The following is a 25450-nucleotide window of genomic DNA, read 5'->3' as shown; positions in this document are numbered from 1 at the left end:
AGAGCACCCCAGTTTCGAAGACCTGCGGCCGCATCGGCATAACTCAATGCAAGCCTGAAGGCTCTTGCAAACGTTGGCTGGCGAGCGGTCGGCTGGCCTACTACCGGCCGCGCTTCTCCAAAATCGCGATGAGTTCTGCGTCGACCTCGTCCGGCACTTGGTTCTGTCGATGGCGAAGTCGTTCAACTACCGTGCCGGTCGGGGGATGGCTGTCCCACGCCTCGCGGCTCCAGTCGCCCCGCAGCAAGATGTCCCAGTAGATCTCGCCTTTCGTGCTATCCACCAGATCGCCTGCGTCATCGGGGGCTGCGCCGTAGCTCAGCAGCAGCGCCGCCAGCGGTAGGCAGATCGGGCGCATCTCGCTGCCGCGACCGCACAGCAGCAGCGCAACGGCACCGAGCAGCGAGCCGCGCCAGTACAGACGCTTGTAGCGGAAGTCAGCGTCAATACCGCTGCCCGTCAATTTGTGCAAGCACAGGCGCACAGGCATGTTGGCGTCTAACCCCTGGGCAAGCAGCCCGGCCAAGAAATCCAAGATCAACTGACCATCGCGCGCCGGGACGAAGTGTCGGTCGCCGTTCAGTGGGACGTCGGCCATGAGCGCCCGCTCCTTGGCGTCGAAAATGCCAACTAACACCTCGCGCTGAAACGCATCGGGCTCCATCCAGAACGCGGCGCTGGCACCGTTGGTGAGCAACTCATTGGCCAGGGTCAGCGGCTGGCAACCCATCGTCGGGTGGCGCATGACGTTACGCAGCAGGGAGGTGGGGCGGTCATCCCACAGCGGGGTGTCCAGATTCACCCCTGCGGCGACCAGCTCGGCAACGGTTCCTGCGTCGCGCTCCTGCCAGTACAGGCGCTCCAGGCGGCGCTGATCGCTCATGGCCGGCGGCGCAACGGAGCGCGCGCCCAGTGTCTCCAGCACGGCCAGCACGTCCAGCCGGTCCTTAAAGAAACTCACACTGTTGAAGAGAAGGCTGCCCCTCACCTGCTCCGGGTGCAGGGCCCAGCGGATCTGCGCGTTGACGTCCACGCCCTCGCGAGAGGCCAGCAAGGCCAGCAGTTCGGGATGTTCGCAGAGCGCGCGCAGCACACACTCCGAGCGCCACAGCGCCACGGGGTCGGCTTGTGGCGCCTGCACGAGCGTGCGCAGCAGTGCCGGAGTGTTCTTGCCGCCGTAGCTCTGCACCACCTCTGCGACCTCGTCGACCCAGGCCAGGCAGGCGATTAGGTCGACGTTCGCGTCCAGCAGCGCCGACACCGCCTTGCCTAGCCGGGCCTTGGCCGCATGCACCAGAAGCGGCGTGCCATCGACCACGGCATTCTTCGGTGCGCCGGCCTTGATGGCCTTGGCGAAGGCAGCCTCCTTGCCGTCCAGCAGCAGCTCCAGCAGCTCCTCCTCCTCAGTCAGCATCGGCGCCGGGAAGGCCTTGGCAGCAACCTTTTTGCCGCCTTGGTAATGCAGCGTTCGCGTTTCGCCGACCTGCCCGTACCAGATGCGCACTCGGATGTGCGTCGCGCCGGCGTCGTGCAGTGCCTGGATATGCGCCTTCTCCAATTCGTCACCGGATGAGGTGTCAATCACGAAGCGCAGCGTCTCGCCCCGCAGCGACGTACTGGTCACGAAGGGCTTCTCCCAGTCGTCGAAGCAAGCTTGCAGCGGCGCGGGCCACTGGTCGGCGAACTGGCCGACTGCGGTCTGGAGGTGACCGTGCAGCGCGGAGAGCATAAGGGCATCAGCGCCGATGCAGGTAAAGGTCAGGATGTTGGAAGACATGAGGGGGGTGTAGACAGGCGAGAAGGCGTCTGAGGCGCCATTGTGTCCAAGCTCGGTGCCCGTTAGCTTGACACTTTGTCCACACACCCATATCCAGCCTTTGCGACTTTCAATCGACGTTGCAAATTCGGCTTTGGATTTGACTATCGGATAAAAGCAATGTCCGCTCTTGGCTGTGAATTCAACCGGTCGATGCAACACAATGACTGCACCTGGCGCAAGGAGTGCTGGCCATGAAGCAACGACCTCGGATCTACTACACCGAAGCACAGAAGGCGATGATGTGGGATCGCTGGAGCAAGGGCGATACCCTGCACCAGATCGGCAAGCTGTTCGATCGGCCACATACCTCCATTCAGAACATCCTGGCCGCAACCGGCGGAATCCGCCCGCCAGCGCGCCATCGATCACGATTGGCACTGACTCTCGCTGAGCGCGAGGAGATCTCGCGGGCATTGGCTGCGGGCGAATCCATCCACTGCGTTGCCGCGCGCTTGGGGCGAGCTGCATCCACTGTCAGCCGTGAGCTTCACCGCAACGGTGGCAAGAGTTGCTACAGGGCTGCGCGCGCCGATGAAGCAGCCTGGGAGCGTGCGCACCGCCCCAAGCCTTGCAAGCTGGCGAGCAATCCAGCCCTGGCGCAGATCGTGGCTGGCAAACTGCAGCATCGATGGTCGCCTGAGCAGATCGCCGGTTGGCTCAAACGGACCTACCCAGAGCAAAGGAGCATGCAGGTGTCCCACGAAGCCATCTATCGCACGCTCTTTGTCCAGACGCGGGGCGCTTTGAAGAAGGAGCTTCTGGAGCATTTGCGGCGCACCAGAGGCATGCGTCGTTCACGGCACTACACGCAAAAGACCAGTATCCATGGCCGAATCGTCGGTGCCGTCCCCATCAGCGAACGTCCGGCCTGTATAGAAGATCGGGCCGTGCCAGGGCATTGGGAAGGAGACTTGCTGTTCGGCGATGCTCATAGCCAGATCGCGACCTTGGTGGAGCGACACACGCGCTATGTGATGCTGGTCAAGCTGGTGGACAAAGACTCGTACACCGTGGCTGCGGCCCTAGCCAGACATGCCAGGAGCCTGCCGCATGAGCTCTACCGCTCCTTGACCTGGGATCGCGGCTCGGAAATGGCGGGGCACAAGCGCTTCACGTTGGCGACCGACATCCAGGTCTACTTCTGCGACCCGCACCATCCATGGCAACGGGGCACCAACGAGAACACGAACGGGTTACTCAGGCAGTACCTTCCCAAAGGCCTGGATCTGTCGGGCTACTCACAGGAGAGCTTGGATGCGATTGCAAGGCAGTTGAACCAGCGTCCCAGGAAGACGCTGGGGTTCAGAACACCTGCTGAAATGTTTGATGAGTGTGTTGCGTTGACCGGTTGAATCCACCGCCGGTTGCCGTCGTCTGAGAGGAGCAGCTTCTCTTGGCGATATCGATACGCAGCCAGCAATCTCTTGCCGCCCCATCCTGCCGACATCCCGTCATAGCGGCTGCCCAGGCGTTCCCCCTGCCGCCTAGCCACCAACCCCAATACAGCTTTTTTCTCCTGCGCCCGACCGCCGCGAGCAAGCGTGCTCCACGCCAGGATCACTTCAGCAAGATCATCGTCCTCGCAGTAAAGGTAGGCAGTCGGCACTCCGAGGATTTGCGCAATCCGGTGAGACTTTTCCACGGGTGGCCGCCATCGTCGTATCCAAGCCGAAGACAACCATCCTGGCTCGGCTTCCGTTCTACGAATTCCGTAGAGACGCCCCTCGCCGATTCAACGAGCATCGCAGGATGCCTCATCATCCCGATCATTCAACGGCTGCTTCTGCCGCGCCTCGGCTCGCCGACCTCGCCATCGACGCCGTCCTGCACATGGGCGCCGCGCTGGATGTGCTGGACCTGCACGCTCGCCACAAGGTCACGGCCATCAATTGCGTGTGCCGGGACCTGCTGCGCATCTACTACGTGAAGGCCGATCAGGCGCAGTCGCTGGAGCCGCAGGACAAGGAATTGCTGGGCCTGTTGCACGACACGGCGGTGAACCTGGGCTATGCCATCGAGGTGGTGGACCACCTGAATGGCGACGAGGCCGACGACCCCATCCTCTATGCCGTGAGCTATCTGCTCAAGGCGGCCAAGCGGTTTGCGGATGAGGGTGTGGCGGCGGGATTGGCGTGCGGGGCTTGCGTTTGAAATAAGTGGTTGCTAAAGTGTTGCCATGCCCGAGAACGACATCTTCAAGGCCCTGGCCGACCCTACGCGCCGCTCCATCTTCGAGAAGCTGGCCGCTGGCAGCATGCATGCCAGCGCGCTGCGCGAGGGGATGGATATCAGCCAGTCGGCCATGTCCCAGCATCTGGCCGTGCTGCGCAATGCGGGGCTGGTGAGCGAGCAGCGCCAGGGGCGCTTCATGCATTACGAGGTCGATCCCGAAGGGCTGGCGCAGATTGCGGGCTGGCTGGCGAAGTACCGCGCCTACTGGCCGCAGCGCGTGGATGCACTCAAGGGCCTGCTCAAGGACATGGACCAATGAACAAGATGAGCAATATGGACACCGACGATGCGGCCCGCGAGCTGGTGCAGGAGTACGCGCTGGACGCCCCGCCCGAGAAGGTCTGGCGCGCGCTGAGCATTCCCGAGTTGCGCGCGCAGTGGCTGCCGGGCACCGAGCATGCCGAGCCGCTGCTGCAGGTGCCGCAGCAGGAACTGCGCCTGCGGCTGCGCGAGGCGGAGCCGCCCTTTCTTGAAAGCACGGTGGACCTGCAGATCAGCCCCGGCGCCGATGGCGGCACGCTGCTGCGCATCGTCCATGTGCTGACCGATGCGCGGGTGCAGCCGGCCAGGGAAGCGGCCAACGACGGCGGCTTCCTGATGTACGCGACCTGAAACCCTGCCCGGGCAACGGGGCATGCGGCGCAGGGCCGCAGCCCTTTCTTTTTCACCACCACACACAGGAGTTCGCCCATGCGCGAATCGATGATGCTCGTCCCCATGGTTGTCGAACAGTCGGCGCGCGGAGAGCGGTCCTTCGACATCTACTCGCGCCTGCTGCGCGACCGCGTGATCTTTCTCAACGGCGAGGTCAACGACGCGGTCTCTGCCCTGGTCTGCGCGCAACTGCTGTTCCTGGAGGCGGAGAACCCGGACAAGCCCATTCACCTCTACATCAACTCGCCGGGCGGGGTGATCACCAGCGGGCTGGCCATGTACGACACCATGCAGTTCATCAAGTCACCCGTGCACACGCTGTGCATGGGCACGGCGCGCTCCATGGGCTCCTTCCTGCTCATGGCCGGCGAGCCCGGCCACCGCATGGCCCTGCCCAACGCCAGCCTGCACGTGCACCAGCCGTTGGGCGGCGTGCAGGGCCAGGCCTCGGACATCCGCATCCATGCCGAGGAAATGCTGCGCACCAAGGACCGCGTGACACGCCTGTACGCCCAGCACTGCGGCCGCAGCTACGAAGAGGTGGAGCGCGACCTGGACCGCGACCGCTTCATGACCGCAGAAGAAGCCCGCGAATGGGGCCTGATAGACAAGGTTCTGGACCGGCGCACAGTAACTCCCTGAGCCGCAGCGCGCCCCCTCTCCCCACCCCCGTATGTCAGCGCCTGCGTCGTGGCGGTTGCGGGGTTGCAAGCCTGCCGAAGGACAGGCTTGCTTCGTGATCTGACTCGCCGTGATGTTTGAACGTAGCGCGCAGCGCGAAGTGAGTTTCACGGCGAACCCCGCAACCGCCACGACGCAGGTTGCCCCGCAGCGAAGCGAAGGGGTCGCGGACATCCGGGTCGCCTTTGCTTTGCCTACTTTCCTTTGGCGAAACAAAGGAAAGTAGGTCGGCCGCCGGGCCGAGACCCGGCCTCGAAAAACAACCCCCCGGCAGGGTCAAAAACAGGACCCCCACCCCACGCCAGCAACCAGCGCGAAACGCTAACCCCGCCCCCTCATCACCCCCGCCAACAACGGCATCCCCGTCCTCCGAGTGAACTCCTCATAACTGATGGGCGCACTCATCCGCGTATCCGGGCTATTGGCCTGCCAGTGCGCCCAGGCACGCCCCGTGCTCGCGTCGTAGACCAGCTTGAAGATATGGCTGGGCACATGGACCTTGCCCGGCCCGATGGTCAGGGGCTGGCCGTCGAACACCGGCCCGGTGAAGACGTAGACATCGCCCTTGGCGCGCTGGGCGTAGCGGCGCGTGTCCTGCTCGACCTTGCTCCAGACGCCGCCGTTGTGGGTCTGGTCCTGGGGAACCATGTTGGCCAGGCTGAAGCTCTGGGCCATGGCCTCGGGCGAGTACATGTCGCCGGCCGGCGCCATGTGGCCGCGCGAGTAGCCGGAGCGGCGGTAGTCGTCCAGTTCGGCACGCTCGGCGCGCGGCAGGCGGGCATCGGCATAGAACTTGTCGCTGCGCTTGAGGCCCTGGCCCTGCTCCAGCAACTGGCGGTTCAGGCGCTCCACCACGAAGACGGGCGTCTTGGTCTGTCCGCTGTGCAGCACGGCGAAGGCGCTGAAGCACAGCTCGCGCTGAAGGGGTTGGACCTGCAGGGCAGGGGGCTCGCCACCGGGGAAGAAATCGCGGCAGTGCGAAAAGCCCGTGGCCAGGCTGCCGGCAGGCGGGCTGGCGCCACCGGAGGCCGTGCCCGAACCTGTCTCCGGCTGCTTGCGCAGGTGCTCCAGCCCGGGGATGGGCAGGGTGGACAGCAGGGGCGGCTCGGGCAGCTTGGGATGCCAGTTCGGGTCCAGGCTGCAGCTGGCGATCTGGAAGGTGCCCGCTGCCGCGACCACGGCGGCGATCACGGAGCGCCACAGTCCGCTGCGGCCGCTGCGGCCGGAGGCTTTCTTCTTGGAGGCGGGGGAGGAACTGCGCTTGCGCGCGGAAGGCTTCTTGTTCTTGACTGTCATTCGGGGGCGGCAGGCGCTGGCCGCAGGGAGGCAAGTCCGCAATGGCGCGGGTTCTGGTTCGGGTCCTAGGAATTCTCCTATGTTTCCAGGCCCCCAAATGTGTCCAGGTGCTCCGAAAGTGAGCCGTGCGCTGCCGGTCCTCAGGCCTTGGGCTGGAGACGGGCCGCCCGGTGTTCGGACGGTGCGCCGAACCAGCACAGCGCCAGGGCCAGCACCGCGATGCCGCCCAGCGAAAGAAAGGCCGCATCGAAGCCGAAGCGCTGCGCGATCCAGCCCGCCAGTGCCGGGCTGGCGGCCGCGCCCAGGCCCTGCAGCGTCATCACGGCGCCCAGGCCTGCGTTGACGTGGCCGGTGCCGCGCAGCGTCTGCGCGACCAGGCCCGGCAGGGCAACGCCCAGCAGCCCGGCGCCCACGCCGTCTAGCACCTGCACGGGGATCAGCGCCCAGTCGGAGTCCCAGGTGGCGGCGACCAGGCCGCGCAGCGGCAGCGACAGCAGGGCCGCCTTGACCAGCAGCCAGTAGCCGCTGCGCTGGGCGTGGCGCCCGGCGAGCAGGGCCATGGGGATCATGACCAGTTGCGCCACGATGATGGTCAGCGCCGTGAAGCCGCTGGGGTTGGCATGGCCGCGCGCCACGGCGGCCTGGCCCAGCAGCGGCAGCATGGCGGCATTGCCCAGGTGAAACAGCAGCATGGCCACGGCCAGCACCCGCAGCGCCGGCGTGCCCGTGAGCACGTGCATCAGGCCGGGTGCGCAAGGCCCGGCCTGCTCTGGGGGCGGCGTGCCTTGCGGGGTTTCATCCAGCCGCATCAGCGCCAGGCAGGCCAGCGAGGCGCAGCCCATCAAGGCCATGAGCACGAAGACGGAAGGCAGTCCCCAGCGCAGGCCCATGGCCCCCGCCAGTGCGGCCGTGGCCACGTTGCCGGCGTGGTTCCAGGCTTCGTTGATGCCCAGTTGCCGGGGCAGGTCCGCATGGCCGGTGATCTGCAGCGTGATGCCCAGCAGGCAGGGGGCGATCAAGGCCGCGACCACGCCGGTGATGACCTGCGATGCCGCCGTCACGGCCAGCGACGGTGCGATCCAGATGGCCAGGTTGCCCGCCAGCAGCAGGGCGATGGCCGCTGCCAGCAGCCTGCGCTTGCGGCGCGAGGCATCGACGAGCGCGCCCAGCGGCGTGGTGGCCAGCATGCCCGTGATGCCGCCCAGGGCCATGACGTAGCCGATGTCGTCCAGCCGCCAGCCCTGGGCGAGCAGGAAGACGCCCAGGAAGGGGCCCAGGCCGTCGCGCACATCGGCCAGGAAGAAGTGGAGCCCCGGCAGCCAGCGCCGCGCATGGTGGTGTGTGCGGTGCATGGCGGCTTCCTTCAGCGCAAGGGGCCCTTGAACACGAAGAAGGCGCCCAGGCAGATGAAGCCGAAGCCCACCAGGTGGTTGAGGGTGAGCTTCTCGCCCAGGTAGAGCACGGAGAAGACGGCGAACACCACCAGCGTGATCACCTCCTGGATGGTCTTGAGCTCGGCCGCGCTGTAGACCTCATGGCCGAGCCGGTTGGCAGGCACGGCGAAGCAGTACTCGGCCAGCGCGATCAGCCAGCTCACCAGGATGACGAGGTACAGAGGCCGGTTCTCGAACTTCAGGTGCCCGTACCAGGCGAAGGTCATGAAGACGTTGGAGATCAGCAGCAGCAGGACGGGGGCGATCTTGGGGGACATGGCGGGTTCGGTGAAAGCGGGAGAGCAGGGCAGCAGGGAAGCAGGAAACCAGGAAGGGGCAGGAACCCGCCCGGCCCCGGGGACCGGGCGGTGGCGTCAGCGCGCGCGGTCGTACAGCGGCTGCAGGTCCGACAGGCTGGCACCCATGCTGATGGCCTCCAGCGAGGTGCCGTGCGCGTTGCGCGTGCCCAGGCCCGAGGCGGCAAACAGCTGCCCCGGCTGCAGCGGCTGCTGCAGCGCATGGGGGGCAAAGCGCACGATGGCGCCGTCGGACAGGATGACGCCGTTGGCATCGCCGCGCGGGCCGGTGAGAACGGCCTCGATGCGGCCCTGGGCCTGCTGCGTCTGCAGTCCGGCCATGCGCAGGTGCGGGGGCATGGGGCGGGCGCGGCCGGGCTCCGGTGGCTGGTCATACACGGTCTGGCCGGTGGCGGTGTTCACGATGGCGTCGGCCTTGACCGCACCACCGGCTTCGCTGCGGCCGATGATGCGCACCGTGTCGCCCACCTTCACGGCTGTCGTCAGCGCATCGGCCATGTGGGGCGGGAACCGGACCACCGTGCCGTCGGTCAGGCGCAGCCCGTCCACTTCCCCGTAAGGGTTGGTGAGCAGCCGGGCGACTGGGCTCTCGAGCACGGCCTGCGCGTGCGGCATGGCCGCGTGGGGCGCGCCAGGGCCGTGGGCAGGCAGGGGCGGGGCGGCATGCGCGTTCAGTGCGCTGGCACCCAGCCACAGGGCGGCGGAAGAAAGGGTGAGACGGGTCATGATGGCTCCTGGGTTGGCGATGGACATGCACAGTCCAATGCAAGCGCCATGCCATCCGGAAATCTCATGAAATCAAGGGCTTGCGGTCGCTGATGCGGGCCATGTGTCCGAGATGGCGACAGGGGGTGTCACCCATCCGGACACCGCAGGCGGCGCCTGTGCCCGCTGCTGCCTCAACCCAGGCCGAACTCCGCGAGCTTGCGGTACAGCTGCTGGCGCGACAGGCCCAGGCGGCGTGCGGCCTCGGCACGGTTGCCCATGGTTGCGGCCAGGGCGCGCGTGACCATTTCACGTTCCAGCTGGGCGACGGCGGGGGCCAGCGGCCCGTTCCAGTCGATGGCGGGGCCGTTCGCCGCCGCAGGCTGCAGGCCGATGTGCTCGGGCCCGATGACCGGCCCGGGGCACAGCAGGGCCGCGCGCTCCATGGCGTTGCGCAGCTCGCGCACGTTGCCGGGCCAGTCGTGCGCCAGCAGCAGGCGCGCGGCGTCGGCCCCCAGGCGCTTGGGCGAGGCGCCGCCGCCTTGGCGCAGAAAATGCTCGGCCAGCAGCAGCACGTCGCCCAGGCGCTCGCGCAGCGGCGGCAGGTGCACGGGCACGACCTGGAGCCGGTACCAGAGATCCTCGCGAAAGCGCCCCTGCCTGACGGCGTCCGGCAGGTCGCGGTGCGTGGCCGCGATGATGCGCACGTTCACGGGCAGCGCCCGGCTGGCGCCCACGGGCGTGATCTCGCGCTCCTGCAGCGCCCGGAGGATCTTGGCCTGCGTGGGCAGCGGCATGTCGCCCACTTCATCGAGGAACAGCGTGCCGCCCTGCGCCTCGCGAAAGCGCCCGGCGCGGTCGCTGGCGGCGCCCGTGAAGGCGCCCTTCACATGGCCGAAGAGTTCGCTTTCCATCAGGTCTGCCGGAATGGCAGCGCAGTTGACGGCCACGAAGGGGCGTTCCGCCCGGACGCTGTTGCGGTGCAGGGCGCGTGCCACCAGTTCCTTGCCCGTGCCGGTCTCGCCCAGCACCAGCACGGTGGCGTCGCTGTCCGCCGCCAGGCCGATGCGCTTGAAGACCTGCCGCATGGCCTCGCTGCCGCTGACCAGTTCACCATCGTCATGCATCTGCGGCTGGCCGGCTTGGCCGTCCCCGCAGTCCTGGGCCGGCCCTGCGCCTTGCAGCGCGCGGTCCAGGGCCTCAACCAGGGCGGTGCGGGCGATGGGTTTGGTCAGGTGGTCGAAGGCGCCCAGGCGCATGGCCTCGATGGTGTTGCCGCCGCTGGCGTAGGCCGTGAGCATGATGCAGGGCGCCCGCGAGAGGCCGCGGGCCTTGCGCAGGAAGGCCAGGCCGTCCTCGCCCGGCATGCGCAGGTCCACGATGGCCGCATCCACGGACCCGGCCTGCAGGATCTGCAGCCCCGCCGCCACGGTCGGGGCCTGGCTGACCCCATGGCCCAGGTCGCCGAGCATCTCGGCCAGGCTTTCACGGAAGGCCGTGTCGTCGTCCACGATCAGGATGCGGGCCATGGAAATTCCATTTCTATGCGGGTGCCTTGTGCAGTCTTGCCTTGTGCAGTCTTGGCCAGGGCGATCCGGCCGCCGTGGGCCTGGACGATTTCGCGCACCAGCGCCAATCCCAGCCCGGTGCCGCCGGGGCGTGCGGTGGTGAAGGGCTCGAACAGCGTGTCGCGCAGTTCGGCCGCGATGCCGGTGCCGTCATCGGCAATCCACAGCCGCAGGCAGCCTTTGGCGTCCCGGTCCGCGCCCAGTTCCACCCGGCCGCCGTCCGCCGTGTGCGCCAGGGCGTTGAGCAGCAGATTGTCCAGCGCGCGGGCCATCTGTGCGGGGTCCAGCAGCGGGCGGCGCCCTTCCTGCAGGTCCCGGGCAAGGCCGGCGGACACCGCCGTTGCCAGCTGCACGCCGCTGGCCTGGGCCATTTCTGCATGGGCCTGGAGCCTTTCGTCCAGCAGCTGCTGCAGGTCCACGGGCTCCGGGTGCACGCGGAAGGGCTGGGTCAAGGCCAGCAGGCTCGATACCAGGTCTTCCAGGCGCGCGGTCTGTGCCAGCACGGCCTCCAGGGCGCCCTGGCTGCGGGCCTGCCGCAGTGGCTCGGGCGCGGCCAGGGCGTTCTCGGCCTTCATGCGCATGGTGCCCAGCGGGTTGCGGATCTCGTGCGCCAGGCCGGCCGACAGCCGGCCCAGGGTGGCCAGCCGTTCGGCGCCGAGCAGTTGCTGCTCCATCTGTGCCGACTGCCGCTGCCAGCGCCGCAGCATTCTGCCCAGCCACAGGCCCGAGACCAGGACCATGCCCAGCAGCAGGCTGACGGCAAGGATGAGGGGGTTGACCACGTCGGCGCTGATCAGGGGGACGCGCATCAGCGTCCAGGCCACCAGGGCGGGCGCATCGGCCTGGGCCGGGCAGGCGGCAAAGACCACCGCCTCGCGCAGGCCGGGGCGCAGGTCGGTCACCAGCCCGGCGCTGTCCCGTGCGCGCTGGGCGGTGGAGGCGATGCGCTCCATCTCCGCACTGGGCGCATCGCGCTTGATGCCGGAGCCGTCATAGGTGGGAAACGCATAGGCCACCACGCCGGGGCCCTCGCGCCAGAACCCGCCCTCCATGCCCGGGCGCTCGCGCAGCGCCAGGTCCAGCACGGCCTGCGCGGCGGACCGGGCCTGGGCAGATGGCGTATCTGCCGTCAGCCCCGCCAGCCCCATCCGCGCAGCCCCGGCCTGCAGCGCGCTGCAGCTGACGCCTGCGGCGTCGCGGGCGCGGGCAATCTGCGGTTCGGTGCCCTGCCGGGTCAACAGCAACAGCAGCCACGCCAGCACCAGGGCGACGGCCGAGATGGTGAGCCAGAGGATCACCAGATCCCGTTGGATGAACTTTTGCGGGGACAGGGCCGGCTCCTGAAGTGATGCGCTGGAACATACACCGAAAGGGGGGCCGCGCCTGGCAGCCAGGGCTGCGTCGTCCTGCGCAGCCGCCGTGAAAGTAACGCCGTGGCGTGCCGGCGTTACGTGACATCGCCCGTAACGCCGCAGGGTGACACGGTGGTGGCTGTGCTTGGGTGCCCAAATAAATCAATAGGTTACAGATGGCTTGGCGTTGGATGAAGACGTCCAGGCCCATGGCACGCTTGTTGCAACAGGATGCAAAAAGCTTGTCGCAGTGTCTGGAAAACCGTGTGCTGCGCCGGCCGCCCCATTGATCGCTGTCTTTCGGAGGAGAAACCATGGCCGCTGTCTCGTTGTCGTTTGCAGGCATGCCCCTGCCGCGACTGCGCGCCTACCCGGAAAGGGCGCGCAGCAAGCCGTTGAACGTACCCGCGTCGTTTGCGTCTGCCGCCGTGCCGCGCACCGCTGCGCGCGAGGCGGGCGACGGAAGCCCCCATGCGCAGGTGGCGCAGGCGGCGCCGGTGGCGCTGCTCACGCGGGTGAGCGAGGGCGTGCGCATCGTGCGGCGCAGCGATGTAATCGTGGCGCAGGCCGGCGCCTTGCTGCAGCAGGGCGACCGGGTCATCGTGCCGCAGCAGGGCAGCGCGCAGGCGGTGTTCCAGGAGCAGGACGGGCAGGCGCTGCTGGGCAGCTTTGCCGGCGGAACGGATGCCACGCTGGCGTATTTCAGCCGCAAGGCGGATGCCTGCTCGGTGGTCTTTGACCTGGTGGCCGGCCATGTGGACCTGGCGCTGTCGGCCGTGGATGCCGGCATGCTCGGCGGCGGGCCGGCCGGCCGGGGGCGCAGGGCGATCGGATTTCACTGCTATTCACAACCCATTGCAGGCCGTTGAACGAAGGCGCTCACCATGCACGACATCATCGAACCCTCGCACAGCGACATGCCCCTGGATCTGGCCATCTGGCTGCCGCCCCTGCAGGCCTGGCGCAGCGTCTATGGCAACGGTTTCTGCGACGAGGCCATGCAGGCCTGCATGGACCGGCTCAAGGGCCTGGGCATTGATGCCCAATCGCTGGAGCGCGCGGGCGATACGCTGCTGGTTCGCGGGTTCGACCCCCGCACGCTGGCCGACACGGTGCTGCCCGGCCATCATGCCCGGCATGGCTGGATGCATGCGCTGGAGTCCGCCCTGGTGAGCGAGCCCGTGGTGCACGGCTCGCGCCAGGCCTATCTGCGGGCCGAGGTGCAGGCGCTGGGCTGCGTCTCCTTCGCGGGGCTGCACGAGATACGCGGCAAGGGCCACGCCACGGCGGGCGGCCAGGACATGGCGGTGCGCAGAATGCCCGCCAGGCTCATCAAGGGCTACCAGGCCGACATGCAGCTGGCGGGCCGCCTGCTGGACGATCTGCGGCTGGGCCATCTGGCGCTGGCATTCCAGCCCGTGACGCTGCTGGAGCCCGGGGGCATGGCAGGGGGAGGCAGTGGGACCGGCACGGGCCGCACGCTTTACCACGAGTGCCTGCTGCGCCGCAGCGTGTTCTCTGCCTACGACAACTATGCCGTGCCCCATGCCATCGAGGCGCTGGAGCGGCTGGGCCTGGCCGCGCGGCTGGACCGCAGCGTGCTGTGGTCGGTGATAGGGGCGCTGGAGATGAAGACCGGCCACAGCCTAGGCTGCAATCTGTCGGCCGCCTCGTTCTGCGACGAGGCCTGGTGGGAAGGCGTGTTCGACTATCTGGAGGAGCGGCCCGAGATCGCCCAGCGCCTGGTGCTGGAGATCACCGAGACCGGTGTCTTCCCCTGCGAGAAGGCCGCGCTGGGCCTGGTGCGGCACCTGCAGATCCTGGGCGTGCGCGTGGCGCTGGACGATATCGTTCCCCGGCGCGGCGGCCTGGACATCCTGGGCAAGCTGCGCGCCAACATCGTCAAGATCGACAAGTCCGTGCTGGACCAGAGCCTGCAGGCCCGGCCGTCGGCCCGGATGCTGCAGGGCCTGATCAGCCTGTGCGCCGACCGCGGCGCCTGCGTGATCGTGGAAGGCGTGGAGTCCGCCCAGGGCATGGAGGCCGTGGCGCTTGCGGGGGCGCATGGCGTGCAGGGGTTTTTCATAGCCCGGCCATCGCTGCATGGGCTGCTCGACCAGGTGGTGTGCGTTGCCGATGTGCTGGAGGTGCTGCAGGCGTCCGAGGCGCAGGAGGGCGACGCGCTGGACATGGCACTGAGCATGGCCCTGAGCTGGAGTGGCATGGACCGTGTGCCGGCTCTTTCGGCTGCCGACGGCGGGACTGGCGGGGCCGTCGGCGCTGTCGGGGCTGTCGGGGCCCCTGCATCGGCGCTGTCCGCCGCCTAGGCGCGCAAGGGCCCGCACCTGAACGCACAGGCCGAGCCCGGCCCGCGCTGCACCTTACTCCAGCATCAGCGGGCTCGCCCTGCGCCGCGCCATGGCCAGGCGGAACAGGTCCATGAAGCGCGGTGCCACGTTGGAGATGTGAAAGCGCTTGCCCGTCTCGCGCGCGGCCCGGCTGTAGCGCTGGCGCCGGGCCGGGTCGTCGCGCAGCTGGCGGATGGCGCCTATCCAGGCGTCGTCGCTGTCGGGCAGCAGCAGGCCGTTGACATCGTTTTGCACCAGCTCCGGCACAAAGCCCCAGTTCGATCCGATCACGCAGCCGCCGCGCGCCAGGATCTCCATCAGGCCCCAGTTGGCCACGCCGTAGCGCAGCGGGTAGAGGAACAGGTCCACCGAGGCCAGCGTGCGCGCGAACTCGTCATACGGCAGCTTGCCCGGGAACTCCACCACCTGGGCGGCCGGGTGGATCTGCAGAAGATGGTCGCGGAAACTGGCCACCTTGCCCTGGTAGCGGCGCTCCACCCATTGCTGTTCGTAACCGTAGGTCACGGCCGTGGGGTCGCCCAGGGCGATGAAGCGCATCTGCTGGCCATCGCCCTCGCGCACCAGTCGGTCGACCAGGCGCATGAAGGTCTCGAAGCCCTTGGAGCTGGACAGGTCGCGCGATGAGAAGGCCACGGTGAAGCGCGTGTCCTGGCGCGGCGGCGGCTCGGCCTGCTCGTCGGGCGCCTGGATGTCGAAGCCCTCGAACTGCACGGCCACGCGCTCCTGCAGCAGCGGCGGGAACAGCGAGCGTGCATGGGCGCTGGGCGTGATGGTCAGGTCGCTGCACAGCACCTGGTGGTAGTGCAGCATTTCCATGTTGCGGTCGGCCAGGCGCTGGGACAGGTCGGGCGGGTAGTCGGGCTCGTTGCCGTGCACGCGGTAGCTGGGGAATTCGATGTAGCTGACGATGGCGGCATCGATCTCGCCGTACAGCAGGTTGGGCGCGGCCCACAGCGAGTGGGCGACCACCACGTCGATGCGCTTGCCCTTTTCCTTCTCGAAGGCCTGCAGGCCCTGCAGCAGGCCGCGGCCTATGCGCGCCGAGCGCTCCACCTTGCTGGAGTAGTAGTAGCTTTGCGGGCCGACGATGTCGCCATCGGGCCGGAACGACAGCAGGTGGTCGCACTGGCTGGCATAGTTCTCGGCATGGCCGGGCATGGTCATGAACCAGCTGTCGGCCGCGCCGCTGGCGCGAAGGTGGCTGCACAGCAGGCTGTACTGGCTGGGGTAGACGGCGCTGACGAAGATGATGACCGGCTTGTCCTGCATGTTCGTGGAAGTCTCCATGGCGTGGGGGGATGGGATGTGTCGGAGGGCGTGCTCAGCCCGGCACGGGCACTTCGGGCTCGCCGTCGCTGATCTGGTACTTGCGCATCTTTTCCCAGAGCACCTTGCGGCTGATGCCCAGGTGCTGGGCCGTGTTCTGGCGCTTCCAGTCATTGGTGTTGAGCGCCGCGATGATGCGGTTGCGCTCGTCCATGTCCCAGTTGCTGCGGTCGGCCAGCAGGGGCTCGGCGGCACCGGCGTCCGGCGGGAAGGTGGTGGCCGACAGGGCCTGGGCGTGCTGCAGGATGCGCTGCGTGGCGCCGTCGGCGTTCCAGTCGCGCGTCTGGCGGGCGGCCACGCCGATGCGCTCGGCCAGGTTGCGCAGCTCGCGCACATTGCCGGGGAAGTACATCTGGGCCACGGCGTCGAGGATGAAGAAGGGCGGCTCGCCCAGCTCCTTCATCGTGGCCTCGCCCACCACCTTGTGCAGGATGGCGTGGAAGATGGCCAGCTTGTCGGCCTCGCCGCGCTCCTCCAGGCTGGGGATCTGCAGCTCGATCACGGCCAGGCGGAAGAACAGGTCGGCGCGAAAGCGTCCCTCGCGCACCAGCCCGCGCAGCGGCTTGTTGGTGGCCGCCACCAGCCGGAAATCCAGCCGCACGGCGGCGGCCGACCCCAGCCGCGTGATGGCACGCTCTTCCAGCACGCGCAGCAGCTTGACCTGCTGGTACAGCGGCAGGTCCGCGATCTCGTCCAGGAACAGCGTGCCGCCGTTGGCCTGCTCCAGATAGCCCTTGTGGGCATTCACCGCGCCCGTGAACGAGCCCTTGGCGTGGCCGAAGAACAGGGACTCGAACAGCCCGTCCGGGATGGCGCCGCAGTTGACCACCACGAAGGGGCCCTGGCCGTAGCGGTTGTTGCGCTCGTGCAGCCGCTCGGCAATGCGCTCCTTGCCCACGCCGGTCTCGCCGATGATGAGCACGCTGTGCTCGCAGTCGGCAAAGGTGTCCACGTCGCGCAGCAGGCGCTGCATGCAGTCTGCCACGGCGATGATGTCCTCCGAGCGCTGCACCTGGCGCTGGTTGCTCTGCATGCGCCGCAGGATGCGCACCAGCATGGCCCGCAGCTCGGCCCCCGTGAAGTCGAAGGGCAGCACATGCGAGTACTCCATGGCATAGGTGCCGGCGTTGGCGTCGCGCTGCTTGGCGCTGACCCACAGCACGGGCATGCCGAAGGTGCCCTCCACGCCCTGGCGCGTGAAGCGCGCGCCCTCCAGCACCGAGACGCTGACCACGGCGATCGCATTGCCCAGCTCGCTGGTGTCGGCGGGCAGGGTCAGCCCGTCGGCGCGCACCACGTCCACGCCCAGGTTGAGCACGCAGCGCTCCACCCGCTCGGCGATGTCGGCCTGGCCTTCCCAGACATAGATGACGAGCTCGTCCAGATTCACGTTGCATTCCCTCGTTGTCGATTCATGGATTGGATGGCCTGTGCAGTTCAAAAAACCAGTTGCGCCGTGTCGCAGCCGATGGACAGGGCCTTGATGTCGGTGCGGCCCACCTCCAGGCCCAGCGTGTCCTTGAGCACCGTGGTCAGCAGCCCGCCCACGCCGTTGAGGATGGGCTTGAGCACGCCCGTGATCACCGGCTTGAGCAGGGTGCACAGGGCGCCGGTGCAGGTGAGGTTGTTGTCGCGGTTGAGCAGGGACTGGATCTCGGGGCTGTTGGCGTTGATCGCGTACAGGTACTGCGGGTGCGAGGTCAGCAGCTTGGTCACGTTGTGCTTGACGCAGCCGTTCCAGTTGAGCAGCGAGCTGAGCAGGCCCGCGCAGCTCTGGTAGCCGTTGTCGTAGGTGGAGATGCCCAGCACATCCAGCAGGCCGCCGGGCACGCTGGTGTAGGAGTTGAGGGCTGCCGAGAACGTGCCGCTGTTCCAGGTGGAGGACGGGCAGGCCACCAGCAGGCAGGACTTGGCGATGGCGTTGTTGAACGTGAAGTTGGAGGTGAGCAGCGGCGGCATGTAGTCCTTGTCGCTGGCCACGCCGCGCCCGTTGAGCAGCAGGTTGGTGAGGCTGGTCACGTTGTAGAGCCCGTTCACCATGGAGGCGTCCAGATAGGAGCCCAGCAGCCGCGTGGTGATGTCGGTGGGCGTGGTGCCCGGCGGCTGCAGCAGGCCGCTGAGCAGGTTGAGCAGTCCCGTGACGATGTTGTCGACCGTGTCGCCCAGCGCCAGCTGGTTCACCTGCATGGAGCGGTTGGTCTTGGACCAGTTGGGGTCGGCCGGATCTTCGTAGCCCGGCTCCATGCCCAGGCCCGTGGTGGAGTCCGTGTACTCCAGGGCCGGCACCCACAGCTTGCCGTTCAGCACGGGCAGGTGCAGCAGGGTGATGAGCTGCTCATTTTGCAGGCCCTTCTCGCAGCTTTGCTTGTTGGCCGGGTCCATCTTGCCCACGCAGGCGTTGAGGATGGAGGACTTGACCGACAGGTCCATGGTCTGCGGGCTGGCGCTGCACTGCAGCGCCGTCAGCGTGCCCGTGGCGTTGGTGATGTCCACGGCAATGGGCAGCTTGACCTGGGTGCCCAGGATGTCCTTGACCAGCCATTTGAGCGCGCCGCCCAGCAACTGGTCCGTGTCCACGTTCAGGTTCAGCCGGATCTGCGCGCTGTAGCCCTGCGTGCCGACGGGGCCCACGGCAATGGTGGGCGGCTGCACGATGGTCAGCTGGGCCTTGATGAGGCCGGCCACATCGAGCTGGTTGGCCTGCAGCGCATGGCCGTTGGCACCGATGGCGATGGCGGTCTTGAGCACGTCGCCGATGCCCAGCTGCACGTCCATGGCCGCGTTCAGCGGATCGGTGCGGCCGGCGCCCAGGAAGGCGAACAGGCCCTTCTGGTCATCCAGGCTGCCCAGCGGGATCTTGATGGTGCTCAGCCCCGCGTTGATGATCTGGGTCTTGAGCGCGTTGAGCTGCACGGCCAGCGCGTTGTCGGTGATGGCGCTGATGGAGGCATCGATCACGTTCAGCAGGGTGACGCTGGCGATGTTGGCCAGGCCCTCGGGCGACAGCGCGCGCAGCTGCTCTATGCCCAGGTTCACGCCCAGGGCCTTGAGCAGGCCGGCCGGGCTGATCTTGGCGTCGGCCAGGCCCTTGGAGTCCAGCAGGGTCAGCATGCCCACGTCCAGCCCCACCAGGCCCAGCAGCCCGCCCAGCGGCGTGTCCTTGTTGAAGCGCAGCAGCTGCGAGCCCACCTGGAAGGACGCCACCGAGTCGTTGCGCATGGCAATGGCCTCGGCCACCACGAGGCGGCTCCAGGTGCCGGGAAAGATGGTGGGCGAGGTGCCGCCCACCGTGACGCGCGCCGCGTTGAGCGGGCCGGAGGCGGCGTCGAAGAAGCGGCCGCCGCTGGACTGCCTGGCCGGGTCCGCCGGGTTCCAGTTGCCGCAGCTGACCAGGGTCTGGGCGCTGCTGCGGGTCAGGGGAACCGGCCAGTTGGCCGTGATGCTGTCCTCGCCCGCCGTCACGCAGGCGGCGCGGTTGCTGCGCTCGGCATTGATGGTCTGGGCGGCCTGGGTGGCTGCCAGATCGGCAATGCGCTGCAGGTCGCGCTTGGCGTAGTACATGTAGCCCAGGTCCACGATGCCGAGCAGCAGGAACAGCACCGAGCCCAGCAGGGCGAACTGCACCAGCAGGCTGCCGCCTTGCCGGCGCGTGCGGGGGCGGGGTACGGATGCGGGGAGGTGGGTGAGCATGCTCTGGTCCTCCTGTCTTAGCTGCCGGGGGCGAGCCTGATCAGGCTGCGGGCCTCCAGGCGCGTGGGTTCGCCCAGGGTCTGGCTGCCCACCTGCAGGCCCTGGCCCAGCACGGGGGGAAGCATGTACACCACGCTCAGCGTGGCCTGGGAACTGGTCCAGTCGATCTGCACCTGGGTGGGCGCCGTGCCGGGCGGAATGCCGCTGGCCGTCAGGCTCTGGTTCACCACGTCGGTGGTGGCCTGCAGGATGCTGGCGCGCTCGGCCGGCTTGGCCGGGTTGTAGCCCGCCATCCCGCCAAACGCCAGATGCTGGACCATGCGCGCGCCGTCGCCCGTGGCGCGCGCCACCGACTGCTGGGCCTGCAGCACGCGCCAGTACACGAACATGCCCATCAGCAGCATCACCATCACCCCGGCGATCAACGCGAACTCCACCGCCGCCACGCCGCGCTGCCGCCTGCGCAGCCCTGCCGCGAAGGTATCGCCGGTGTCCTGCATGAACTCGGCCGATGCAGCAGGGCGTGCCCCACGCACGGCATGCCCCAACCCAGGGACACCGAGGAAGGGCCTAAGCCGGCCGCGCCGCCCCGCCCCGAGGGTGTCGCCGGTGGCCCGGATGCCCCCCTCCCGCGAAGCGAGAGAGGGGGAAGGCGCGAAGCGACTCAGGGGGAGCTTCATAGCCCCCCCCTGTCCACCATGATGCTGGCGCTGGCGGTCAGCGTCGTCGGCATGACCAGGCCGAAGCCCGGCAGGGCGGGTGCTATCGGGCTGGTTCCATAAGGGATGGTGAAGCCCACGCGCACCATGCAGCGTTCGGCCACCAGCACGCCGCAGGTCAGCGTGGCCGAGCACAGCTCGCTGTTTTGCAGCCTGCAGATGCGCACGTCGATGCTGCCTGCCGTGGGCCTCAGGTCGGCCGGCAGCCAGTCCAGCCGCTGCTGCACCAGGCTGCGGGCTGCGTCCAGGCGGGCGCTGCGGCTGGTCTGGTAGCGCAGCGTGGCCCGCGCGGCGTCCTCGGCGGCGGCCTGCATGGATTCGCGCACCAGGAACGCCAGCCCGTAGCTGATGCAGGCGTACAGCAGGGCGAAGAACACCGGGAAGATGATGGCCCACTCCAGCGCGTACACCCCCCGCTGCCGCAGGCTGGCAGGCCGGTGGGGGTGGTGAGCGCGGAGTGGGCGCCGGATCATGGTCGTTCCTCAAGCTGCTGGCCGGGGCGGGCTCAGTTCTTGCCGCCGGCTTCGACGCCGGTCTTGTACAGGGCGGGGATTTCCGTCTCGAAGCTCTTGAGGTAGCGCGCATAGCTGCGCCGCGCCTGCTCGCCGTCGATGGGGCGGGCACGCTGGCCCGGCTGGCTGTGCTGCATTCCCAGCAGCCGCAGGGTGCCGCCGCCGATGTCGATCTCGCGCCGGGGCACGTACATCACGGTTCCATCGGGGTTGGTGTAGAGCGTGTAGCCGGCCAGGATGGAGTCGGTGGAGGGCTCGGCGAACACATGGGGCCGTGCATCCACCTGCTCGGGCGGGCTCTGCACTTCGCCAAAGGCCTGGGCGTGTGCCGGGGCCGTATGGGTCAGGGCCAGTGTCAGGGCCAGGCCGGCAGCCGGCAGCCAGGGCGCCAGCGCTGCGGCGGCTGCGCGGCGGGGCAAATGCATGCGGTGTGTGTCTGGCATGTCGTGGTCCTCAAAGTGGCGAGGCCGGTGCTGCGCCAGCGGCGCCGGACGGCTCGGACAGAAGAATGCGCCGGGTGATGCCGGCCGGCAGGGCGCTCGCGTCGGTGGCGGGCCTGGGCACGGGCTCCACGCCCCGCGCCTGCCGGGTCCCGGGCGCGGGCGCTGCGGACAGTTGGCCGCCGCGCAGGCGCACCGCCTCGTTCACGCTGGCCAGCTGGGACTGCAGGGTCTGCAGCGAGGTCTGGTCGATCATGGGCAGGGCGCCCTTGGCCTGGGGCTGCGCCAGCTGGCGCAGCAGCTGGGAGGCCTGGGTCTCGTTGCCGCTGGCCAGCCAGAACAGCGCCATGTTCAGCTGCACCCGCGCGTTGGCCGGGGCCAGCTGCGAGGCCTGCATGATGGGCATCTGCGCGGCGGCCAGCTGGCCGTCGAGCATGTGGGCGTAGGCCAGGTCGCTGAGCACGTTGGCGTCTATGGGATTGAGCTGGCGCGCCTTCTCCAGCTGTTCCACGGCCTGGCCATACTCGCCCTGGCTTGCGTGCAGCAGGCCCAGGCCGCGCCGCGCGCGTGCCGTGGTGGCGCCCTGCAGCAGCGCCTGGTAGGCCTGCCGGGCCTGCTCGGCCTGGCCGGTGTTGCGCAGCGCGTCGGCCCGCATCAGGCGCGATTCCGGTTGCGTGCCGTATTGCTGCTCGAAGGCCTCGGTATGCGCCAGCGATGCATACCACTGGCCGGCCTGCTGCATCTGCGTGATCAGGTCCAGATAGGTCTGGGCGTTGTCGACCTGGGTGGCCTGCTGGGCGTTTTGCAGCTGCTGCTGTGCCTGGGCTGCGGTCTCCTGCTGCGAAGAGGTGGCGCCGTAGCCTTGCGGCCCTTTGCCGGCGCAGCCGGCCAGGGCCAGGGCCATGGCCAGGGGGGCCAGGGCTGTCCGCGCTGTCAGTGCTGTCAGCGCTGGCGTCCGCCCGGCGGGGGTGCCTTTGTGGTGTCGCATGCCTAGCGTCCTCCCATGGTGGTCAATGCCCTGATCACGGCCAGGAAACCGGGGCCCGCCGTGATGACCAGCAGGGCGGGCAAAAGCGTGAGGACCATGACGCCCGTCATCTTGACGGTGATGGAACCTATCTTTTCCTTGAAGCTGGCCTGGCGCTTTTCGCGCAGCCGGATGCTGAATTCCTTGAGCGGCTCCTGCACGGCTCCGCCATGCTTGTCCACCTGCACCAGCAGGTTGACGATGGCGCTCATGTCGTCGTCCGCGCTCATGTTGACCATGCGCTGGAAGGACTGCTCGCGCGTGCGGCCGGTGTTGTAGAGCTGGTTGGCCAGGGCCAGCTCGCCGCTGATGACGCGCAGCACGCCCTTGAACTCCGAGGCCAGGATCTGCAGGCTCTGGTCCACGCTCAGGCCCACGCCCTGCAGCAGTCTCAGCAGGTCCACGAACAGCGGCAGTTCCTCGACCACCTGCTCGCGCCGGCCCTTGGCCCGCGAGCGCAGAAACCACTTGGGAAGCATGAGCCCCAGGCTCACTCCTACAAAGCCGTAGACCAGCGCAGCGTTCTCGCCGGGGCGCAGCACACCCAGCGCCAGCAGGGGCAGGACCACGCACAGCACCATGCGGCTGGCCACATAGGCCATGCTGCCGTTGCGCGTGCCCACGCCGGCCTGGTCCAGCAGCTTGCGGTCCTCATCGGCCAGCAGGGCCTTGGCCACGCCCCATTGCAGCCAGGCCGGTGGCGGCAGGTTGGCCGCCACCGCCTGCGGGGAATCGGACGAACGCACGTTGATGGACAGCGGGTTGAGCAGTTGCGCGTCGTTGGCCTGCATGGCGCTCTTCGTGGCCGCCTTCGTGGTCGATGCCGAGTCGCGCGCCTGCAGGATCCTGGCGACCTGGCTGGAGGCGCGTGCCGAGCGCCACAGCCTCCACACCAGGGTGGACGCCCACAGCACCAGTCCCAGAGCGCCCAGGCCGATGCTGGCGATCCACAGTTGCTGCGTGTTCATGCGTGGCTCCTTGCGCAGACGGGTGGGCGGGCGTGTGCTTGTGCCTGTGCTGTCATGGGTTCACCTCAGCTTGGCCAGCCGGTACAGGAGAAAGGCGCCCAGGGCTTCCAGGGCGGCGGCGACCAGGACCATGGTCTGGCCGCTGTCGTCGTTCCACATGCGCATGAAATAGCCCCGGTTGATCACCATGATCAGCGTCCCCACCACCAGGGGCAGCAGGGCCAGCACCCAGGCCGACATGCGGATCTCGGAGGACAGCGCATGCAGTTCGCGCTCGGCGGACTGGCGGTCGCGGATGTAGGCCGACACGCGCTCGAGCACCAGGTCGGCGCGGCCGCCATAGCGCACGCTCATGCGGAACACTGCGGCCAGCAGGCCGAATTCGGGCAGGCGCCAGTTGCGCTCGAGCTGGCCCATGGCCTGCCCCAGATCGGGCGAGGCACTGAGCATGGCCGCCGCCTGCTGCAGGGCATCGCCCAGCGGATCGGGGACGTTGTTCAGCGCCATCTGGAAGGCCGCATGGGGCGAGTTGCCGATGGAGATCAGCCGGACCATGTTGTCCAGGAAGCCGGGCAGCTGCTGCAGCAGCCTTTCGCGGCGCTTGGCCTGCCGCCGCCAGATGCCCAGGCCCAGAAGCACGGCATAGAGCACGGCCACCACCAGTCCTGCCGCCGCTCCTGCCTGGCTGGCAGCCAGCAGGGCCAGGACCAGGCCGGTGATGGCGAACAGGGCCAGGGTGTTGGATGAGATGCCCCAGGACTGGATGCCCAGGCGCTGGTTCAGCCATTGCACCGCGGCGGGCGCCGGCGCAGGCTGCGGCGCGGCGGGCTTGTAGACAGGCTCGGCCATGGCAAGCGCGGGCGCAATCGCCTCCCTGTGGCCTTCGACGCTGCGCTGCAGGTGCAGCTTTATCGACTGCTCATGCTCCTTGCGGCGCCCGCGCATGATCACCCACAGCGCCAGTGCCAGCAGCAGGCAGGCCAGCGCGCCGAGGATGAGGATGACGGGTGCCAGGCCTGTCATCGCACGCCTCCGCTGCCGGCCTGCTGCTGCGAGCGCCACCAGCTCAGCAGCTTGGGCGAGTGGGGTGAGATGCCCAGCGAGACCCAGTGGTCGATTTCCTGCCCGTCGCCGCCGACCTGGGGCTCGTAGCGGTACAGCTCCTGCATGGAGATCATGTTGTCGGTCATGCCCGTGACCTCGGTCAGCGACAGCAGGCGCCGGCGGCCGTTGGACAGGCGTCCGATCTGCACGATGAAGTCCACGGCATTGGCGATCTGGCGGCGCAGGCTGACCTCGCTGCCCTGGAAGCCCGCAAAGCCTGCCAGCATCTCGGCCCGGTACAGGCACTCGCGCGGCGAGCTGGCGTGGATGGTGCCCATGGAGCCGTCATGGCCGGTGTTCATGGCCTGCAGCAGCTCCAGCACTTCGCCGCCGCGCACTTCGCCGACGATGATGCGGTCGGGCCGCATGCGCAGGCTGTTGCGCAGCAGGTCGCGGATGCTGACGTGGCCCGAGCCGTCGAAGCCGCCGGGGCGGCTTTCCAGCCGCACCACATGGTTGTGGTTGAGGGCCAGCTCGGCCGTGTCCTCGATGGAGACGATACGCTCGCTGGAGGGGATGAAGCTGGCCAGCGCGTTGAGCAGCGAGGTCTTGCCCGAGCTGGTGCCGCCGCTGACCAGGATGTTGCAGCGCGCCTGCACGGCCATCTCCAGGATGCGGCAGATGTCGTGGTTGAAGGTGCCCAGCTGCACCAGCTCGGAAGGCGTCAGCGGGTCCTTGCGGAACTTGCGGATGGAGACCGAGGGGCCGTCGATGGACAGCGGCTCGATGATGACGTTGATGCGCCCGCCATCGGGCAGGCGGGCATCGACCATGGGGCTGGATTCATCGAGACGCCGGCCCAGCGGCGCCAGGATGCGGCGCACGATGCGCAGCACATGCTCGTCGTCCTTGAAGTGCAGGGTCTCGCGCTGCAGCACACCGCCGCGCGAGACGTAGATGTTGCCATGGCCGTTGATGAGGATGTCCTCGACCCGGGGGTCCTCCAGCAGCGGCTGCAGCGGTCCCAGTCCCGTGAGTTCGCGCGTGAGGGCGCGCGCCACCTGCAGCGCCTCCTGCTCGTTGACGGGCACGGAGTGCAGGCGGATGAAGCTGTCCAGCTCCATCAGCACGAACTGCGCGATGGCAGCCTGCGACCAGCGGCCGAACTCGGCGCCCAGCTCCTCGATGCGGCTGAGCAAATGCTCGTGCGTGCGGTTCTTCAGGTCGAGGAACAGCGCGCTTTGCTCGAACTCGCTGGCCTGTGCGTCCGCCAGATGGGAATAAGCCGTGGTCGTCAT

General features: G+C 68.2%; 24 protein-coding genes. 7 read left to right on the top strand and 17 right to left on the bottom strand.

The window, feature by feature from the left end; all coding sequences use genetic code 11:
• Positions 1 to 100: 100 nt before the first annotated feature.
• Positions 101 to 1777: a hypothetical protein gene (locus tag G4D77_RS08760; RefSeq protein ID WP_016450329.1), complete on the bottom strand. Its 1677-nt coding sequence runs from the start codon at positions 1775 to 1777 to the stop codon at positions 101 to 103.
• A 233-nt stretch (positions 1778 to 2010) separates the two neighbouring features.
• Between G4D77_RS08760 and G4D77_RS08755 the strand changes: the two genes are divergently transcribed.
• The 5 genes from G4D77_RS08755 to G4D77_RS08735 all read left to right on the top strand — a co-directional run bounded on the left by G4D77_RS08755 (position 2011) and on the right by G4D77_RS08735 (position 5347).
• Positions 2011 to 3171: an IS30 family transposase gene (locus G4D77_RS08755; protein WP_016448150.1), complete on the top strand. Its 1161-nt coding sequence runs from the start codon at positions 2011 to 2013 to the stop codon at positions 3169 to 3171.
• Positions 3172 to 3568: 397 nt separating this feature from the next.
• Positions 3569 to 3970 (top strand): hypothetical protein, encoded by a 402-nt coding sequence (locus G4D77_RS08750; RefSeq protein ID WP_154835204.1) that lies wholly within the window; start codon positions 3569 to 3571, stop codon positions 3968 to 3970.
• A gap of 25 nt (positions 3971 to 3995) precedes the next feature.
• Positions 3996 to 4310 (top strand): ArsR/SmtB family transcription factor, encoded by a 315-nt coding sequence (locus tag G4D77_RS08745; RefSeq protein ID WP_016454521.1) that lies wholly within the window; start codon positions 3996 to 3998, stop codon positions 4308 to 4310.
• Positions 4307 to 4663: an SRPBCC family protein gene (locus G4D77_RS08740; protein ID WP_016454522.1), complete on the top strand. Its 357-nt coding sequence runs from the start codon at positions 4307 to 4309 to the stop codon at positions 4661 to 4663. Before G4D77_RS08745 ends, G4D77_RS08740 begins: the two co-directional genes overlap by 4 nt.
• A 78-nt stretch (positions 4664 to 4741) precedes the next feature.
• Entirely contained in the window at positions 4742 to 5347 is a 606-nt protein-coding gene (locus G4D77_RS08735) for an ATP-dependent Clp protease proteolytic subunit (RefSeq protein ID WP_013803771.1), read from the top strand.
• Positions 5348 to 5707: 360 nt separating this feature from the next.
• Here the strand turns inward: G4D77_RS08735 and G4D77_RS08730 are convergent, their stop codons facing one another.
• The 6 genes from G4D77_RS08730 to G4D77_RS08705 form a co-directional block, all read right to left on the bottom strand.
• Positions 5708 to 6682: a DNA/RNA non-specific endonuclease gene (locus G4D77_RS08730; RefSeq protein WP_154835202.1), complete on the bottom strand. Its 975-nt coding sequence runs from the start codon at positions 6680 to 6682 to the stop codon at positions 5708 to 5710.
• Positions 6683 to 6822: 140 nt separating this feature from the next.
• Positions 6823 to 8034: an MFS transporter gene (locus G4D77_RS08725; protein ID WP_046987240.1), complete on the bottom strand. Its 1212-nt coding sequence runs from the start codon at positions 8032 to 8034 to the stop codon at positions 6823 to 6825.
• A gap of 11 nt (positions 8035 to 8045) precedes the next feature.
• Positions 8046 to 8393 (bottom strand): DMT family protein, encoded by a 348-nt coding sequence (locus G4D77_RS08720; RefSeq protein ID WP_012203978.1) that lies wholly within the window; start codon positions 8391 to 8393, stop codon positions 8046 to 8048.
• 96 nt (positions 8394 to 8489) lie between these two features.
• Complete coding sequence (locus G4D77_RS08715; protein ID WP_047218997.1) at positions 8490 to 9158, bottom strand: hypothetical protein; 669 nt, start codon at positions 9156 to 9158, stop codon at positions 8490 to 8492.
• A gap of 173 nt (positions 9159 to 9331) precedes the next feature.
• Positions 9332 to 10666: a sigma-54-dependent transcriptional regulator gene (locus G4D77_RS08710; RefSeq protein WP_154835200.1), complete on the bottom strand. Its 1335-nt coding sequence runs from the start codon at positions 10664 to 10666 to the stop codon at positions 9332 to 9334.
• Positions 10651 to 12003 carry a sensor histidine kinase gene (locus G4D77_RS08705; protein WP_154835198.1) on the bottom strand — a complete coding sequence of 451 codons (1353 nt, stop codon included), beginning with the start codon at positions 12001 to 12003 and terminating at the stop codon, positions 10651 to 10653. The genes G4D77_RS08710 and G4D77_RS08705 overlap by 16 nt, the downstream gene beginning before the upstream one ends.
• Before the next feature lie 368 nt (positions 12004 to 12371).
• Here G4D77_RS08705 and G4D77_RS08700 point away from each other — a divergent pair, with 368 nt between their 5' ends.
• Both G4D77_RS08700 and G4D77_RS08695 read left to right on the top strand, forming a co-directional pair.
• Positions 12372 to 12926, top strand: a complete 555-nt coding sequence (locus G4D77_RS08700; protein ID WP_043792335.1) for a hypothetical protein — start codon at positions 12372 to 12374, stop codon at positions 12924 to 12926.
• A 15-nt stretch (positions 12927 to 12941) separates the two neighbouring features.
• A complete protein-coding gene (locus tag G4D77_RS08695; protein WP_133073949.1) occupies positions 12942 to 14384 on the top strand; it encodes an EAL domain-containing protein in 1443 nt (480 codons plus the stop codon).
• Positions 14385 to 14438: 54 nt separating this feature from the next.
• On the opposite strand, the gene G4D77_RS08690 is transcribed toward G4D77_RS08695, so the two are convergent.
• From G4D77_RS08690 to G4D77_RS08645, 10 genes are all read right to left on the bottom strand, one after another.
• A complete protein-coding gene (locus tag G4D77_RS08690; protein ID WP_193726161.1) occupies positions 14439 to 15713 on the bottom strand; it encodes a glycosyltransferase in 1275 nt (424 codons plus the stop codon).
• A 34-nt stretch (positions 15714 to 15747) separates the two neighbouring features.
• Positions 15748 to 17142 (bottom strand): sigma 54-interacting transcriptional regulator, encoded by a 1395-nt coding sequence (locus G4D77_RS08685; protein ID WP_016450343.1) that lies wholly within the window; start codon positions 17140 to 17142, stop codon positions 15748 to 15750.
• Positions 17143 to 17189: 47 nt separating this feature from the next.
• Positions 17190 to 19442: a TadG family pilus assembly protein gene (locus G4D77_RS08680; RefSeq protein ID WP_154835196.1), complete on the bottom strand. Its 2253-nt coding sequence runs from the start codon at positions 19440 to 19442 to the stop codon at positions 17190 to 17192.
• A gap of 17 nt (positions 19443 to 19459) precedes the next feature.
• Entirely contained in the window at positions 19460 to 19978 is a 519-nt protein-coding gene (locus tag G4D77_RS08675) for a TadE/TadG family type IV pilus assembly protein (protein WP_227740818.1), read from the bottom strand.
• A gap of 140 nt (positions 19979 to 20118) precedes the next feature.
• Positions 20119 to 20634 (bottom strand): TadE/TadG family type IV pilus assembly protein, encoded by a 516-nt coding sequence (locus G4D77_RS08670; RefSeq protein WP_026062699.1) that lies wholly within the window; start codon positions 20632 to 20634, stop codon positions 20119 to 20121.
• Positions 20635 to 20666: 32 nt separating this feature from the next.
• Entirely contained in the window at positions 20667 to 21116 is a 450-nt protein-coding gene (locus tag G4D77_RS08665; protein WP_026062698.1) for a DUF3613 domain-containing protein, read from the bottom strand.
• 10 nt (positions 21117 to 21126) lie between these two features.
• Complete coding sequence (locus tag G4D77_RS08660; protein ID WP_046987649.1) at positions 21127 to 22101, bottom strand: tetratricopeptide repeat protein; 975 nt, start codon at positions 22099 to 22101, stop codon at positions 21127 to 21129.
• Between the two features lie 2 nt (positions 22102 to 22103).
• Positions 22104 to 23108, bottom strand: a complete 1005-nt coding sequence (locus G4D77_RS08655; protein WP_016450672.1) for a type II secretion system F family protein — start codon at positions 23106 to 23108, stop codon at positions 22104 to 22106.
• Positions 23109 to 23168: 60 nt separating this feature from the next.
• A complete protein-coding gene (locus G4D77_RS08650) occupies positions 23169 to 24131 on the bottom strand; it encodes a type II secretion system F family protein (protein ID WP_016450673.1) in 963 nt (320 codons plus the stop codon).
• Positions 24128 to 25450 carry a TadA family conjugal transfer-associated ATPase gene (locus G4D77_RS08645; RefSeq protein WP_016450674.1) on the bottom strand — a complete coding sequence of 441 codons (1323 nt, stop codon included), beginning with the start codon at positions 25448 to 25450 and terminating at the stop codon, positions 24128 to 24130. The genes G4D77_RS08650 and G4D77_RS08645 overlap by 4 nt, the downstream gene beginning before the upstream one ends.

The organism is Delftia sp. WY8 (assembly GCF_018437695.1).
In the GTDB taxonomy this organism is placed as follows: domain Bacteria; phylum Pseudomonadota; class Gammaproteobacteria; order Burkholderiales; family Burkholderiaceae_C; genus Comamonas; species Comamonas tsuruhatensis.
This window is presented reverse-complemented; position numbering and strand designations above follow the sequence as displayed.

Excerpts from the sequence above, each read along its gene's own strand:
- G4D77_RS08715 (WP_047218997.1), bottom strand. The coding sequence starts at position 9,158 with ATGACCCGTCTCACCCTTTCTTCCGCCGCCCTGTGGCTGGGTGCCAGC.
- G4D77_RS08665 (WP_026062698.1), bottom strand. The coding sequence starts at position 21,116 with ATGCCAGACACACACCGCATGCATTTGCCCCGCCGCGCAGCCGCCGCA.
- G4D77_RS08670 (WP_026062699.1), bottom strand. The coding sequence starts at position 20,634 with ATGATCCGGCGCCCACTCCGCGCTCACCACCCCCACCGGCCTGCCAGC.
- G4D77_RS08690 (WP_193726161.1), bottom strand. The coding sequence starts at position 15,713 with ATGGAGACTTCCACGAACATGCAGGACAAGCCGGTCATCATCTTCGTC.
- G4D77_RS08660 (WP_046987649.1), bottom strand. The coding sequence starts at position 22,101 with ATGCGACACCACAAAGGCACCCCCGCCGGGCGGACGCCAGCGCTGACA.
- G4D77_RS08700 (WP_043792335.1), top strand. The coding sequence starts at position 12,372 with ATGGCCGCTGTCTCGTTGTCGTTTGCAGGCATGCCCCTGCCGCGACTG.
- G4D77_RS08760 (WP_016450329.1), bottom strand. The coding sequence starts at position 1,777 with ATGTCTTCCAACATCCTGACCTTTACCTGCATCGGCGCTGATGCCCTT.
- G4D77_RS08645 (WP_016450674.1), bottom strand. The coding sequence starts at position 25,450 with ATGACGACCACGGCTTATTCCCATCTGGCGGACGCACAGGCCAGCGAG.
- G4D77_RS08680 (WP_154835196.1), bottom strand. The coding sequence starts at position 19,442 with ATGCTCACCCACCTCCCCGCATCCGTACCCCGCCCCCGCACGCGCCGG.
- G4D77_RS08655 (WP_016450672.1), bottom strand. The coding sequence starts at position 23,108 with ATGAACACGCAGCAACTGTGGATCGCCAGCATCGGCCTGGGCGCTCTG.
- G4D77_RS08735 (WP_013803771.1), top strand. The coding sequence starts at position 4,742 with ATGCGCGAATCGATGATGCTCGTCCCCATGGTTGTCGAACAGTCGGCG.
- G4D77_RS08745 (WP_016454521.1), top strand. The coding sequence starts at position 3,996 with ATGCCCGAGAACGACATCTTCAAGGCCCTGGCCGACCCTACGCGCCGC.
- G4D77_RS08710 (WP_154835200.1), bottom strand. The coding sequence starts at position 10,666 with ATGGCCCGCATCCTGATCGTGGACGACGACACGGCCTTCCGTGAAAGC.
- G4D77_RS08730 (WP_154835202.1), bottom strand. The coding sequence starts at position 6,682 with ATGACAGTCAAGAACAAGAAGCCTTCCGCGCGCAAGCGCAGTTCCTCC.
- G4D77_RS08650 (WP_016450673.1), bottom strand. The coding sequence starts at position 24,131 with ATGACAGGCCTGGCACCCGTCATCCTCATCCTCGGCGCGCTGGCCTGC.
- G4D77_RS08725 (WP_046987240.1), bottom strand. The coding sequence starts at position 8,034 with ATGCACCGCACACACCACCATGCGCGGCGCTGGCTGCCGGGGCTCCAC.
- G4D77_RS08755 (WP_016448150.1), top strand. The coding sequence starts at position 2,011 with ATGAAGCAACGACCTCGGATCTACTACACCGAAGCACAGAAGGCGATG.
- G4D77_RS08740 (WP_016454522.1), top strand. The coding sequence starts at position 4,307 with ATGAACAAGATGAGCAATATGGACACCGACGATGCGGCCCGCGAGCTG.
- G4D77_RS08695 (WP_133073949.1), top strand. The coding sequence starts at position 12,942 with ATGCACGACATCATCGAACCCTCGCACAGCGACATGCCCCTGGATCTG.
- G4D77_RS08750 (WP_154835204.1), top strand. The coding sequence starts at position 3,569 with ATGCCTCATCATCCCGATCATTCAACGGCTGCTTCTGCCGCGCCTCGG.
- G4D77_RS08720 (WP_012203978.1), bottom strand. The coding sequence starts at position 8,393 with ATGTCCCCCAAGATCGCCCCCGTCCTGCTGCTGCTGATCTCCAACGTC.